Genomic DNA, 13,595 nt, shown 5'->3' with positions numbered 1-13,595 from the left:
TTCAGTCCTTTCGAATATTCTGCGCCGCTCTGCGGATACGGGCGAGAACCTTGATCGCCCCACTCGCGACGGGCTTGGCCAACTGCGACCGAACGTCGGCGATGGAGGCGTTCCAGGGCCCGTCGTTGTAGGTGGGGTAGGGGTGGGTGGTTCCGGCCAGATCCCGTGTCCGCAGCCCCTGTTTGATTGCCAGCACTATCTCGCCGATCGTCTCACCAGCACGAGGGCCGACGACGGTAGCTCCGACGATGCGGTGTTTGCCGTCGACCACCAGTCGGGTGAACCCGCGCGTCTCACGCTCCGCGACAGCACGGTCGACGTGCTCGTGGCCGAGAGTGTGCACGTGCAGCCCGGGAATGCGGCGGGCGGCCTCGGTATCGATTCCGGCGACGGCGATCTCGGGGTCGGTGAAGGTCACGCGGGGGGTGCCGGTGCGGTCGACGGTGCGACGAAGCCCCAGGATCGCGTTGGTTGCGGCGATGCTCCCGTGCATTCCTGCCGTGTGGGTGAACTGGGGGTGACCGGTGAGGTCGCCGGCCGCCCAGACCCTCGGGTTGGTGGTGCGAAGGTGATCGTCCACGGTGACGAACCCGCGGCGATCGACAGTGACACCAGCCGCGTCAAGCCCGATCGACGCCGTCCGTGGCTTGCGTCCAACGGCAACGAGCAGACTGTCGAATTCGAGGTGGCGACCGTCCGCGAGAACCAGTGCCTGGCCCGCGACGGACTCCGCCGTCACTCCGGTCAGCACAGTGACCCCGTCATCCACCAAACTCTGGGTGACGAATGCAGCGGCTTCTCGGTCTTCCGCAGGAAGGAGCGAATCTGCAGCTTCGACAATCGTGACCGTCGAGCCGAGTCTGGCAAAGGCTTGGGCGAGTTCACATCCTACGCTTCCACCACCGAGAACCAGCAGCCGAGGCGGCAGTTCGGTGAGCCCCCAAATCGTATCGCTGGTGAGGTAGTCGACCTGGTCGAGTCCGTGAATGTTCGGCACTGCCGGGGCGGCCCCCGTCGCGATCACCGCCTGGCCGAAAGTGATGGTGTGCGAATCGATGCTCAGCGAGCGGGGGCCGGTAAAGCGGGCCGTACCGCTGACGACGTTGACGTTCGCGTCGCGGAGTGTTTCGGGTGAGTCGACCGGCGCGATGGTCTCGATCGCACCCTGCACGTGTTTCATCACCCGGGCAAAGTCGACAGTCACGTTCGAGGCGTCTACTCCGAATTCGTGTCCTCGACGCATCGTCGCGGCTACGGACGCGGCGGCGAGCAGCGCTTTCGACGGGACGCACCCAGTCCACAAGCAATCTCCACCGGTACGGTCACGTTCTACCAGAACCACTTTCGCGCCGAATCCAGCCGCCGTTTTCGCAGCGACAATCCCCGCGGCTCCGCCACCGATCACCACGAGATCGGCGGATCCGGGAAAAGACTTCCTGCTCGCTGGTGCCACGTTCTGAAACTCCTTCTGTGTCAATACAGGTCACCACGGGCAATGCGGTCTACAACCTGACGCATGTGAACAACGCTGTCTCTCTGAGGCATTCGCCGAGCCGCCCACCTCGAAAGGGCAGTGTTGATCTGACGGTACTCGTCCGCCGCGGCGTTGCACTTGTCGCACTCGGCCAGATGTGCCTCCAACCGGCGGATCTCGTTCGGATCAAGCAACGCTGCCGGGTCGGAGTCCAGGTAGCGCTGGATCCGGCGCGCCGACCAATGGCACGTCAGCATCGTGCGCACAGCCTTGATCATCGCTTCTCCTTCCTCGCCGCCGCGAAGCTCGGCCGCAAGTGTTTACGCACACGGTCACGTGCCCGGCTCAGCCGAGACATCACCGTCCCCACCGGAACGCCGAGCGTGTCGGCGGCTTCGCTGTAGGTGAGTTGATCGACGTCGATCAGGAACAGCACCGTCCGGAACTTCGAGTCCAGTGCCTGTACCGCCCGTTCGAGATCGGCGGGCAAGATCGATGCCATGATCTGATCCTCGGTGTTCGGCGGGTCGATACCGAAGGCCGGCCTGGCGTCCGAATAGATCGCGACGTCCTCGACAACATCGGGGCGCTGTCGTCTGTGCATGTTCATGTTCGTGTTCCTCAGAATCGTCAGCAACCACGCCCGGGGGTAGCGGCCGTCGAAGCGGTCGACGCTGCGAAAGGCCCGCACCAGCGTTTCCTGGACGAGGTCCTCCGCATCCGCAGGCCCGGTCAGCGTCCTCGCAACCCGCAACAGGACTTCGATCTCGGGTTCGACGTACTGCCGAAACCTTCGGGCCCGTTCGTCGTGGTCGTCTGGCGCAGGTGGATGCACACTGGGGGAACCCCCCGACCGTCCCACCGTGTTCCCGCTTCGAAGAAGAATTATCGGAACGTAAGACGAAATGGATTGCCCGTGAGACGAAAGGCCCGTTACCGTGGCTCGGCCCGCTTCTACGACCTCATCTCCGCCGAATGGCCGGTGTACCGCGCGGGACGTGTCGCGGCAATCGATCTACTCGCGCTGAAACCGGGCGAAAATGTCCTCGACCTCGGCTGCGGAACCGGGCTGAACTTCTCGCACATCCAGCAACGAATCGGCCCGACTGGATCGATCACCGCGGTCGACGCGAGTGCCCACATGCTCGACCAGGCACGACGACGCACCAGGTCGGCAGGATGGAACAACGTAAGCTTCGTCGAGGCCGACGGCACCAAGCTCAACCCCTGTGACCTCGGTGGGGCCGACACCTTCGACGCGGCCCTCAGCACCTATGTGCTGTCGCTGATGGCGGATTGGCCGCGGGCGCTCGCCACGATGATCGACCTGACCCACCCCGGTGGCAGGGTGGCGGTCGTCGACATGCAGAAACCCGTCGGATACGCCGCTGTGTGGACTCCGCTAGCCCAGCTCGCCTGCCTGATGGGGGGATCGGACATCAACGCACACCCCTGGACGTTGATCGATTCCTCGCTCACCGACGTTCGGGCCGCGTCCGCCCGCGGCGGACACGTCCAGGTGCGAGTGGGTTCCGTCGACCGGACGTCGGGGCACGCAGGCAGCCGCTCGACGCATGATGACCCGGAATCCTGACGCCGCTAGCTCGTGATCGGTGAGCATCGCACTGGGCAAACGACCCTTCTTCGCGATCGGCGCATCGGCTTGACCTTGACGTTGGGTCATAGTTGAGACTTGGCTCATGCGGATAGGTCAGCTCGCTGAGATTGCCGGCACGACGACGAGGGCGGTGCGCCATTACCACCGGCTCGGTCTACTTGACGAGCCACCTCGTCGGTCCAATGGCTACCGCGAGTACGCCCTTGGCGATGCAGTCCGATTGCTGCGAATTCGCTGGTTGGCCAGCAGTGGAGTACCTCTCGGTTCGGTCGCCGCCATCCTCGCTGACGGAAGGTCGAGCGATGACGATCGCGACGTGGTAGCGGATCTGCGCGCTTTGATCAGAGCGGTCGAGAGCGAGCAGACGATGCTTGCCCGCCGCAGCGCACAGCTCAGCGCAATGCTCGCCGAGGTCGAACGCGGCAACTCGGTCTCAGTGTTGCCGGCTGAGCTTGCAACAGCTTTGGCCGAGGCCGTCGAGCACGCTCCGTCCGACACGGTCGGTTCTGCTCTTCGGCACGATCGAGACCTCCTCGAGGCTCTTGTGATATCGGGGAAGGCGCCAGAGGAGCTTCTTACCGGCTACTCGGGAACAATGGCCAATGATGATCAACGCGAGGAGTACCTGGCAATCCTTGCGGAGTGGTCGAGCCTCGAGGGCCGCACCCCCGACTCGTCGGAAGCTGACATCGATGCACTCGTTGGCCGACTTGTCGAGTTGTTCGATCATCAGAAACTGATGATCGAACCTCCAACTGGAGCCGCCACTGCCCACGGGATCACTGGTGCGGCGCTCTCGCTCGACGATTTGATCCCCGATCAGGCGCAACGCGAAGTCGTTCTACGGGTCCAACGAGAGTTGGTTCGCCGATCTCCCTCATATACGGACCTGTGACGATGGCCCAGAGGATTCGACGCTTCCAGCAGGTCTCGCAGCTGGTGACAGTGGTCGTTCTCATCGTCGACGCCGTCTTGCTGGCCACAGGAACCATCACCACTCGCCAAGCAGCGACTCTGTTCGTGGCGGTAGAGGTCCCGCTGATTGGTGCGGTCGCATTGACGCTGGTCATTGCGATCGTGGCACAGCGCCGCTTTGGCGACGGGCTTCGAGACGCAACAGCGAAAGTGCTCGGTCAATCACCGCTCTGGATGCTCGTCAGGGCCGAGGTCAGGACCTACCGGTCATTGTGGCTGTGGATCCGTCGGCGCCACTCCGGAATCGAACACGGCGCAATCGTATTCACCTCGACCCGCGGAACACTCGTGATTCCGGCGGCGTTCGCAGTCGCGACCGGTATCGAGATCGTGGTGTTGCATCTACTTCTTCCCTGGGTATGGCTTCAGGTGAGTCTCGCGGTCCTTTCGGTCTGGTCCTTGGTCATGTTGTTCGGCTATCTGGCAGTTCATCGCACCAACCCGCACTATCTGACCGACACATCTCTTGTTCTTCGGCAATCCGGCGATATCGTGACGATCATCGATCGGGCCAACATCAAGTCCATCGTGTCGCAGCTGCGATTCGCAGAGACAGCACCATCAATCAGGGGTGGGCAGTTGTTCCTCCCGAACATCAACGGAACTACCGTGGATATAGCACTGATATCTCCGGTCATCGCTCGACTTCCCGCTCTTGTGCCCTCTCGTGGAAAAACCGGCCAAGTCAGCTATGTCAGCCTGTACGTCGACGCCCCAGGACAAGTGCTACGGGAGATCACATAGGGCTTCAGCCACCGATCAGCATCCACATTGACCGCGCTTGTGACACAACCAGTTTCATCGACTCGATCTTCGACCGGGAAGAAATTAGGTCAGGGCCGAACCCGACCTGTAGGTTATGCTGCTGCCCCGCTAGGGGGACGCTTGGCCAGCGAAACTGGCATCGGTACTGCGTGACCCAGTATTCGTACGTCTAGCGACAATTCAGGCATTGAACATGATCGGCGACGGCCTGATAGCTGCCGGCGTGCCGATACTGCTCGTGAGCAGACAATCCAGTGGTAGCGATATCGCGGCATTCGTTGCCGTGTCGGGTGTAGGCGGCCTGGTTGTGCTCGCCGCCGCGACCCTGCTGCTCGACGCGGTCTCGCGGCGCACCGTTCTGATCGTGTCGGATATCGGGCGCTTATGCATGGTCGGCCTCCTCACGCCCTACCTCTCCACCGACAGTCTTCTCTCTCATCGTGGCCCCGGCGATCGCCGGGGCCGATATAACTAAGCGTTCGGGGCATGACTATCCGGAAGCCTGACGCCCGAGGACTCGAGACATCCGCGACCACAGATTCGGCTTCCCGCCACCGCGTTCACCGACCATGTCGTGGACGCGCTCGGGAAACTCTCGTTCGATCGCGGCCAATACGGCCTTGACACTGGGGTTGACGAGGGCGAGATTCCCCACGAACACGGTGGGGACGGTCTCGTCGCCCCCTGTTGCCGCACGAACCCGCTCCGCCGCGCCTGGATCCTTCCAGATGTCGACTTCGGTTGTGCTGACGGCACGTCGCCGCAGTCCACGTCTCAGGTTCATGCAGAACGGACAGGCCGGACGCCACATCACTTCGACTCCGTCGACGTATTGAGTTGAACTCATTTCGAGCCTCCTAGGTGGTTGTGGCGAAGCCGGTCGGGCCCCTCGAGGCGAAACCCCCGAACCCCAGGATCCCTTCCAGTTCCCCGGGATTTCCTGCCGATTCGTCCCTTTCATTATGGTTTCAATCATCGCTTGCGACCACACGCGGTCGTCAGGAATAGGACACGGACCCAGCGGGTTTCCCACACGTACTACCCGTACGTCGTTAGGACGAACCCATGCCCCGCATTCCTGTTCACACGATCGACAGCGCGCCCGAAGGCAGCAATGAACGACTTCGGACCTTGGCGAAGAAATACGGCAAAGTCCTCAACATTCACGGCGAGATGGCCCACTCACCGGTCGTGATGTCGGCGTATTCCGGAATCGTCGATGCGATCGCTCAGCACAGTAAGTTCGACGCGCGTACCCGTGAGGCCATCGCCCTCGCAGTCGGCTCGGTCGACTCCTGCGACTACTGCCAATCCGCCCACACGATGGCTGCCACCCGCGCCGGGCTCACCGAGGAGCAGACGATCGCTATCAGACGCGGTGACGACGACTTCGACGGCAAGCTCGGGGCGCTGCTGAACGTGGTCCGCGAAGCCGCCCAGAAGGTCGGCACTGTCGAAGACAGCACCTGGAATGCCGCTCTTGCCGCCGGCTGGAGCGAGGACGAACTCACCGAAGCGTTCGCGCATCTCGCCGTGAACCTGTTCACCAACTATTTCAACCACTACGTGGGAACCGAACTCGATGTTCCCCCCGCCCCGGGCCTCGGCACACGGTGACCACTCTGGTTCGGCCGGAGGTCGTCGTCTTCGACGTCGTCGAAACGCTCGCGTCACTCGACCCGGTACGGGCCCGGCTGAACCAGCTCCAGCAGCCGAACGGGCTGCTGGAGCGGTGGTTCACACGCCTCTTGCGTGACGCGATGGCGATGACCTCGGCCGGCGACTACCGAAGCTTCCCCGAGGTCGCCGCGTCGGCGCTACGCGCCGAGACGCACGGCGCACTCTCCGACTCGCAGATCGAACTCGCGGTCGGCGGGTTCGGGGAGCTCACCGCCCAACCGGAGGCGACAGAAACCCTCGAAGCCGCGAAAGAGGCGGGCTTTCGCATCTTCGCTCTTTCCAACGGGTCCGAGGAATCGACCCGCGGGTTTTTCGAGCGCTCGGGACTCGCGCCGAAGATCGACGAGGTGCTCTCGGTCGAGGCAGTCAAAGCGTGGAAACCTGCGCCGGCGCCATACCAGCTGGCCGTCGACCGCGCGCAGGTGCCTGCCGAGCGGATGGCAATGGTTGCGGTGCACTCCTGGGACATCCATGGAGCCCACCGCGCCGGCCTCACCACCGGATGGTGCCCACGCCTCGAAACGGTTTCCACACCGATATTCACCAGCGCCGATGTCACCGCGGACAGCCTGCCCGAGGTCATTCACGCCCTGGCTCGCCTAACGAACTGAAATCCGGCCTACACGCATTCCCGGCCTGTAGATTTCGGCTGTACAAGCAGCAGTCGACCGCGGAGTATGCGATGAGCGAGGACAGCAGCCACGTGGACCAGGCCGACTCGGCCGAGCGCGTCGGCCGGGTCGTTACGCCGCCGTGGTTGAAGCAGGTCATCCTCTACGTTTTGCTGGCGATCGCCGCGTACCAGATGTCCGGTTGGTTGTTCCACAACCTGCGTGGGTTTCTCGGGTTGCTGTTTCTGGCATGGCTGTTCAGCGTCACCATCGAGCCGATCGTCGACTGGATCGAGGACCACGGCCTGCGTCGCGGTGCCGCAACCGGCCTGGTGCTGTTGGCGATGTTCCTCTTTGGCATCGGCTTCGTGGCACTGTTCGGAGCGTTGCTGGCCGAGCAACTCGCCGAACTTCTCACGGCTCTGCCCGGAGCGCTCTCATCCGTTGCCGAATGGTCCAACAGGGTCCTCGGCACCGACTTCGCGACGGGTTCGGACCTTCTGAATCTCACGCCGGAAACCATCCGCGACCTCGCGCAAGAGTTCACACCCGGGATCCTCGGTGTGTTGTCGTCAATCGTCGGAGTGGTGTTCCAAGCATTGGCGATGCTGTTGTTCGTGTTCTATATGTCGGCACAGGGTCCGGCGTTTCGTCGAACGATCTCGAGCTGGTTCCCGGCCCGCCAGCAACAGATCATCTCGGTGGTGTGGGGGATCTCGGTCGAGAAAGCCGGTGGCTATGTGGTGTCGCGACTGGTACTCGCGGCGGTGAGCAGCGTCGCTACCGGTATCTTCCTCGTGATCATCGACGTGCCCTATTGGCTTCCACTCGCGTTGTGGACAGGGATTGTGTCGCAGTTCGTCCCGACGCTGGGCACCTACCTCGCCATCGCCCTCCCCGCGATCATCGCGGCGGCAGCCCAGCCGATGGACGGCGTGTGGGTCGTGGTGTTCGGCACCGTGTACCAGCAGATCGAGAACTACGTACTACATCCGCGCATCACCTCGAAGACGGTGTCGATCCATCCGGCCGTTGCATTCGGTTCCGTGATCGTCGGTGCGTCACTGTTCGGTGCTGTCGGCGCCCTCGTCTCGGTTCCGGTAGTGGCGGTGATCCAGGCCCTCGTCGAAACCTACGGGCGGCGTTATGAACTCGTTTCCGACGCGCCCGCTCCGGTGCCGGATACCACCGCCGACGAGACACCGCAGCCTGGAAACGGCGATGAACCGGAATGACGACTGCTGGACACCTGCTGGTTGCGGACCGGGAACTGCAGCCATAACGTTGGAAACATCCGTGAAAAGAAGTTCACTTCAGCCTGTTGTTGGACCGGCTCCCGTCACGGGGGTAGCGAGGGGCGGCCGAGCAGCCGTAACAGGGAGTTGTGCCAGTGCAGAAGTTGAAGGAGTTCGGACTACTCGGCGAACTGGCCGCAGAGTTTCTCGCCACCATGGTCCTGATCATGATCGGTTGCGGGGCGGTTGCCCAAGTCGTGGCCGGTGGCGAGAGCGTCGGCAATTACAACACTATTGCCTGGGCATGGGGCTTGGGCGTGACGCTCGCGATCTACATCGCCTCCCGAACCAGCGGCGCCCACATCAATCCCGCGGTGACCGTGGCCTTCGCAACCTTCGGGGACTTCCCGTGGCGCAAGGTGGCGCCGTATGTGGTGGCGCAGACGTTCGGGGCGTTCGTCGGAGCGCTGGTGGTCCGGGTAGGTTACGCCGATCTCCTTGCCGCCGCCGACCCGGGTCATACGAGTGCGACGCAGGGCGTCTTTTCGACCATGCCCGGAAACGGCACGCTCCCGGTGAGCGTGATGGGAGCGTTCACCGATCAGATCATCGGCACGGCCATCCTGGTGCTGCTGGTCTTCGCGATCGTCGACAAGCGCAACACCTCACCGGCGGCCAACCTCGCGCCGTTCATGATCGGACTGATCGTCATGGCGATCGGCATGGCCTGGGGCGCCAACGCCGGTTATGCGATCAACCCCGCGCGCGACTTCGGGCCCAGGCTCGCGTCCTACCTGACGGGCTACGCCACCGCATTCACCGATCCGTCGGGCTACCCGTACTTCTGGGTTCCCATAGTCGCACCACTCATCGGCGGCCTCATCGGCGCCGCGATATACATGCAGCTCATCGCACGGTTCCTGCCGCCACCACCACATCCCGACCTCGATGCGATGACGCCACACGGGGATCAGATCAAGGCGTGAACCAGGCGCCCCAAACAAATCCGCACATCTACAGCAACCGAAAGGCCAATCTCCATGCCTGATTTCGTCGGTGCCATCGACCAGGGCACGACCAGCACCCGCTTCATGGTCTTCGACCACGGCGGAAACGAGATCGCACGCCACCAACTCGAACACGAGCAGATCCTGCCGCGTCCGGGTTGGGTCGAACACAATCCGGTGGAGATCTGGGAACGCACCTCGGCGGTACTGCAAACAGCTATGAATCGATTCGGGATCACCCCAGGTGATCTGGCGGCTCTGGGGATCACGAACCAGCGTGAGACGGCGGTGGTGTGGGACCGCCGGAACGGGCGGCCGTACTACAACGCGATCGTCTGGCAGGACACCCGCACCGACCGGATCGCGGCCGCTCTCGACGAGGGGGAGGCCGGGCAGATCATCCGGCGAAAGGCGGGTTTGCCGCCGGCAACCTACTTCTCGGGCGGCAAGGTTCAGTGGATCCTCGACAATGTCGACGGTGTCCGCGCCGCGGCCGACCGCGGTGAGGCGATCTTCGGCACCATCGATACCTGGCTGCTGTGGAACCTGACCGGAGGCGTCGACGGTGGCGTCCACATCACCGATGTCACCAACGCCAGCCGCACCATGCTCATGAATCTCGAAACCCTTGACTGGGACGACGAATTGCTCTCGTTCTTCAATATTCCCCGGCAGATGCTCCCCGAGATCCGACCGTCCTCTGCCCCGGATCTGTACGGCCACACGACCGCCCACGGTCCGCTCGGTGCCGAGGTTCCGCTGGCCGGGGACGTCGGCGACCAGCAGGCCGCGATGATCGGGCAGGTATGCCTGACGGCGGGGGAGGCCAAGAACACCTATGGCACCGGAAATTTCTTGTTGCTCAATACCGGTGAGAAACTCGTCCGCTCCGACAACGGATTGCTCACCACGGTCTGCTATCAGTTCGGCGACCAGAATCCGGTGTACGCGCTCGAGGGATCCATCGCGGTCACGGGTTCGGCTGTCCAGTGGCTGCGCGACCAGTTGGGCATAATTCAGGGCGCCTCGCAGAGTGAGTCACTGGCGGCGGAGGTGGAAGACAACGGCGGGGTGTACTTCGTGCCCGCCTTCTCCGGCCTTTTCGCACCGTACTGGCGCTCCGATGCGCGGGGCGCCATCGTGGGACTGTCCCGCTTCAACAACAACGCCCATATCGCCAGGGCTACACTCGAGGCGATCTGCTATCAGAGCCGTGACGTGGTCGACGCGATGTACAAGGACTCGGGTGTCCCGCTCGAGGTGCTCAAGGTCGACGGCGGGGTCACCGCGAACAATCTGTGTATGCAGATCCAGGCCGACGTTCTGGGGGTTCCGGTGAGCCGGCCCGTAGTCGCGGAAACCACGGCTCTCGGGGCCGCATACGCGGCGGGGCTGGCTGTCGGGTTCTGGCAGTCTCTCGACGAACTCCGGGAGAACTGGAACGAGAGCCGACGCTGGCACCCTCAGTGGAGCGACAGCGATCGCGAAAGTGGTTACGCCGGATGGCAAAAGGCAGTACAGCGCACACTCGACTGGGTCGAAGTCAACTGAGGCCAGGTCAACGCGACCCCGCCCATTCGAGTAGGTCGTCGGCCGGCCACGTGTTGACCACTCGCTCGGCCTCGACGCCGCACCGTATCGCCCGATCGCACCCGTAGCCGTGCCACGCCAGCTGCCCGGGAGCGTGAGCGTCGGTGTCGATGGCGAACAGGCACCCGAGATCCACGGCCAGATCGATCAGGCGACTCGGCGGATCGCGGCGCTCGGGGCGGCTGTTGATTTCGACGGCCGTGCCGTGGTCGCGGCAGGCGGTGAACACCTGCTCGGCATCGAAGGTCGACTCCGGCCGGGTACCGCGCGCACCCTCGACGAGACGCCCGGTGCAGTGCCCGAGCACATCGACGAGGGGATTGCTCACGGCTGCGACCATCCGCCGCGTCATGGCCCCACGCTCGGCCCGCAGCTTCGAATGCACGCTCGCGACAACGATGTCGAGTTCATCCAGAAGATCCGGGTCCTGGTCGAGGGAACCGTCGTCCAAGATGTCGACCTCGATTCCGGTGAGGATGCGCAGCGGCGCGAGTTCCTCGTTCAGACGGGCGATAACGTCGAGCTGGGACCGCAGACGCTGCGCGGACAATCCGTTGGCAACTGTCAGACGCGGCGAATGGTCTGTGAGAGCACAGTATTCGTGGCCGATAGCAGCAGCGGTACGCATCATCTCTTCGATGGGGCTGCCGCCATCGGACCAGTCCGAATGTGTGTGCAGATCGCCCCTGAGCGCCTCTTGCAGCGCACCCTTTCCGATGGGCTGCGCGGCCTCACGAAGTTGGGCAAGATACGCGGGAACTCCGCCGTACGACTCCCTGATGACCGTCGCCGTCTTCGGTCCGATACCCAGCAACTCGTCCCAGCTGTCGGTTCGCCGGCGAAGATCCCGCTGCTCGGCGGACAACCCGGCGATCACGTCCGCCGCTCGCCGATAGGCCTTGATCCGATGAGATTCCGCCCGCGCACGCTCGAGCCAGAACGCCGTCTCGCGCAGGGCCTGCGCAGGGTCCATCGGGCTGTCGGCATCCATGACTCCAGTGTTGCGCCGCCTCGGATGCACCGCACTGTTTCGCCCTCGAGAATTCGTCCCCAAGAATTTACGCCGAAACGCCAGAACACCGGGCAATCAATCCCTGCCCGGTGTTCTGGAAGAAGCGGTGTCCTAGAAGCTAGGTCGCCAGTGAGCTACACCTGGATTCCCTCATTGATCGCTTCGGCGATCATGCCGATCGGCAAGGCCGGGACGGCCATGTCCTCGTGGAACTGGGCCACGGCCTGGTCGAAGGCTTCGATAGCTCCTTCACCACCGGGCAGCGACGACACCGCATCGCGGATCTGCTGGTCCACGGCCGGGGCGGAGGCAACCATGTCGCGAACCGCGTTGGCGGCGGCGGCGCCCACAGGGTTGGCTTCCCAGTCGGCGAGGGTCGCCTCGGTCTGGGCGGTGATGGCAGCCTGGTCGACGTCCGGGATCACGGTATCCATCGGCTCACCCAGGTCGCCGGCACCGTATGCGTTTGCCGCTTCGAGCCCGGCCTGGACGCCGCCGATACCCCCGATAACCGCTGCCGGGACACCCAGGGCTGCGGCGCCGATGGCCCCGCCCGTGAGCGTGCCGACCGTACCGGCCGGGACGAAAACGAACGGCAAGGGAACACCCTGGAAGAGGAAGGCAGCACTCGTGCCGCCGATCGTCCCGCCGATCATGGCGCCGGCAAAAGCCGGGATCGCTGCCGCACCCACTGCCCCGGTCACTGCTCCGACCACGGCGCCGCCGACCTGCGCGGCCGCGAGACGCTCCGCCTCGTCGGTTTCGAGGCCGGTCGAGCGCCAGAAGTCGGTGACCTGCGCCTCGATCACGGCGGTCTGGTTGTTGGTGCGCTCGGCGGTGTCCTCGGTCATCCAGTTCGGACGGTCAGCGATGTACCGGCCAATGCGGACCTTGTCTTCCGGAGCCTGGATCGGCGCGGTGAACTCCTGGAGCTGCACCGGCAGGTGCAGCTGCGAGTAGTCGACCGGGGCGACGTAGACGTCCTCCTCGTAGGTGGGGGCGACGTACTCGTTCGACTCGTAGTCCCAGTTGGCGAGCGGCTTCGACTCCTGCTGGTACTGGGCCGGAACCGGAATCCAGGTCTTCTTCGAGGGCGCGACGCCGGGCTGCGACGGGGCAGCCTCGACGCCGGGCTGCGACACGGCGGGTGAAACACCGGCCTGTGACGGTTCAGCGTTCGCGACACCGCCGCACGCAGCGACGATGACCGCCGTGCTGACTGCGGTGGTTCCCGCATTCCTGGCGAACTTGGACTGCTTTCGATGCTTGGCCATATATGGTTTCCCCTTCGATGGACGAATCTGCTGTCAGGCCGTTCTTGGTGAGAACGTGAGGCCCGTCGGTCTGACGACGGAAGTGGAGGATGGCGGCATCGAACAGGCTGCGGCGAAGCCCACAGAATCGAGAACACAGGATCGAAACGCGGCTGTGCCCGGAACGCTGCAGTCGAGTTCGCGTCGCACGCGCGCATGATCGCCCCCCTGGTCCCCTCGACGACAAGGCCGCCAGTATCGCGAGATCCCCCGCCCAACCGCATGTGAGACCGTCATCGTAATGGTCGGTATGCGCACGCTGGACGCGGGGTCCCATAGGTTCGTTTCGGATACCTCAGATCCCTCGGAACCGAG

15 protein-coding genes are annotated in these 13,595 nt (G+C 63.8%); 9 read left to right on the top strand and 6 right to left on the bottom strand.

What is annotated here, in order from left to right; genetic code table 11:
* Window position 1 precedes the first annotated feature (1 nt).
* The 3 genes from BFN03_RS18415 to BFN03_RS18405 are packed head-to-tail and all read right to left on the bottom strand — an operon-like array spanning window position 2 to window position 2,309.
* Window positions 2-1,453, bottom strand: coding sequence for a dihydrolipoyl dehydrogenase family protein (locus BFN03_RS18415; RefSeq protein ID WP_070380218.1), 1,452 nt, complete (start codon window positions 1,451-1,453; stop codon window positions 2-4).
* Between the two features lie 20 nt (window positions 1,454-1,473).
* The gene (locus BFN03_RS18410; RefSeq protein WP_070380217.1) at window positions 1,474-1,752 is read right to left on the bottom strand and encodes an anti-sigma factor family protein; all 279 of its coding nucleotides are present in this window, start codon (window positions 1,750-1,752) and stop codon (window positions 1,474-1,476) included.
* Window positions 1,749-2,309 (bottom strand): sigma-70 family RNA polymerase sigma factor, encoded by a 561-nt coding sequence (locus BFN03_RS18405; RefSeq protein WP_070381071.1) that lies wholly within the window; start codon window positions 2,307-2,309, stop codon window positions 1,749-1,751. Before BFN03_RS18405 ends, BFN03_RS18410 begins: the two co-directional genes overlap by 4 nt.
* An 81-nt stretch (window positions 2,310-2,390) precedes the next feature.
* Here BFN03_RS18405 and BFN03_RS18400 point away from each other — a divergent pair, with 81 nt between their 5' ends.
* The 4 genes from BFN03_RS18400 (at window position 2,391) to BFN03_RS18385 (ending at window position 5,307) form a co-directional block, all read left to right on the top strand.
* Window positions 2,391-3,068 carry a class I SAM-dependent methyltransferase gene (locus tag BFN03_RS18400; protein ID WP_070380216.1) on the top strand — a complete coding sequence of 226 codons (678 nt, stop codon included), beginning with the start codon at window positions 2,391-2,393 and terminating at the stop codon, window positions 3,066-3,068.
* Between the two features lie 106 nt (window positions 3,069-3,174).
* Window positions 3,175-3,987, top strand: a complete 813-nt coding sequence (locus BFN03_RS18395; RefSeq protein ID WP_232320342.1) for a MerR family transcriptional regulator — start codon at window positions 3,175-3,177, stop codon at window positions 3,985-3,987.
* 2 nt (window positions 3,988-3,989) lie between these two features.
* Window positions 3,990-4,811 (top strand): hypothetical protein, encoded by an 822-nt coding sequence (locus BFN03_RS18390; RefSeq protein ID WP_070380214.1) that lies wholly within the window; start codon window positions 3,990-3,992, stop codon window positions 4,809-4,811.
* A 208-nt stretch (window positions 4,812-5,019) separates the two neighbouring features.
* On the top strand, window positions 5,020-5,307 hold the full coding sequence (locus BFN03_RS18385; protein WP_157109651.1) for a hypothetical protein: 288 nt from the start codon (window positions 5,020-5,022) through the stop codon (window positions 5,305-5,307).
* 15 nt (window positions 5,308-5,322) lie between these two features.
* Here the strand turns inward: BFN03_RS18385 and BFN03_RS18380 are convergent, their stop codons facing one another.
* Window positions 5,323-5,679 carry a glutaredoxin domain-containing protein gene (locus BFN03_RS18380; RefSeq protein ID WP_070380212.1) on the bottom strand — a complete coding sequence of 119 codons (357 nt, stop codon included), beginning with the start codon at window positions 5,677-5,679 and terminating at the stop codon, window positions 5,323-5,325.
* A 218-nt stretch (window positions 5,680-5,897) separates the two neighbouring features.
* Between BFN03_RS18380 and BFN03_RS18375 the strand changes: the two genes are divergently transcribed.
* The 5 genes from BFN03_RS18375 (at window position 5,898) to glpK (ending at window position 10,916) form a co-directional block, all read left to right on the top strand.
* Complete coding sequence (locus BFN03_RS18375; RefSeq protein ID WP_070380211.1) at window positions 5,898-6,449, top strand: carboxymuconolactone decarboxylase family protein; 552 nt, start codon at window positions 5,898-5,900, stop codon at window positions 6,447-6,449.
* Window positions 6,446-7,123 (top strand): haloacid dehalogenase type II, encoded by a 678-nt coding sequence (locus tag BFN03_RS18370; RefSeq protein ID WP_157109650.1) that lies wholly within the window; start codon window positions 6,446-6,448, stop codon window positions 7,121-7,123. Before BFN03_RS18375 ends, BFN03_RS18370 begins: the two co-directional genes overlap by 4 nt.
* Before the next feature lie 71 nt (window positions 7,124-7,194).
* Window positions 7,195-8,358 (top strand): AI-2E family transporter, encoded by a 1,164-nt coding sequence (locus tag BFN03_RS18365; RefSeq protein ID WP_084385686.1) that lies wholly within the window; start codon window positions 7,195-7,197, stop codon window positions 8,356-8,358.
* Window positions 8,359-8,513: 155 nt separating this feature from the next.
* The gene (locus BFN03_RS18360) at window positions 8,514-9,344 is read left to right on the top strand and encodes an MIP/aquaporin family protein (protein ID WP_070380210.1); all 831 of its coding nucleotides are present in this window, start codon (window positions 8,514-8,516) and stop codon (window positions 9,342-9,344) included.
* A 54-nt stretch (window positions 9,345-9,398) separates the two neighbouring features.
* Window positions 9,399-10,916: a glycerol kinase GlpK gene (gene glpK, locus BFN03_RS18355; protein WP_070380209.1), complete on the top strand. Its 1,518-nt coding sequence runs from the start codon at window positions 9,399-9,401 to the stop codon at window positions 10,914-10,916.
* A 7-nt stretch (window positions 10,917-10,923) separates the two neighbouring features.
* On the opposite strand, the gene BFN03_RS18350 is transcribed toward glpK, so the two are convergent.
* Both BFN03_RS18350 and BFN03_RS18345 read right to left on the bottom strand, forming a co-directional pair.
* Window positions 10,924-11,928: a PHP domain-containing protein gene (locus BFN03_RS18350; RefSeq protein WP_070381068.1), complete on the bottom strand. Its 1,005-nt coding sequence runs from the start codon at window positions 11,926-11,928 to the stop codon at window positions 10,924-10,926.
* 173 nt (window positions 11,929-12,101) lie between these two features.
* Window positions 12,102-13,241 (bottom strand): insoluble domain protein, encoded by a 1,140-nt coding sequence (locus BFN03_RS18345; RefSeq protein ID WP_070380208.1) that lies wholly within the window; start codon window positions 13,239-13,241, stop codon window positions 12,102-12,104.
* Window positions 13,242-13,595: the final 354 nt, after the last annotated feature.

It is taken from the genome of Rhodococcus sp. WMMA185, assembly GCF_001767395.1.
In the GTDB taxonomy this organism is placed as follows: Bacteria; Actinomycetota; Actinomycetes; order Mycobacteriales; family Mycobacteriaceae; genus Rhodococcus_F.
This window is presented reverse-complemented; position numbering and strand designations above follow the sequence as displayed.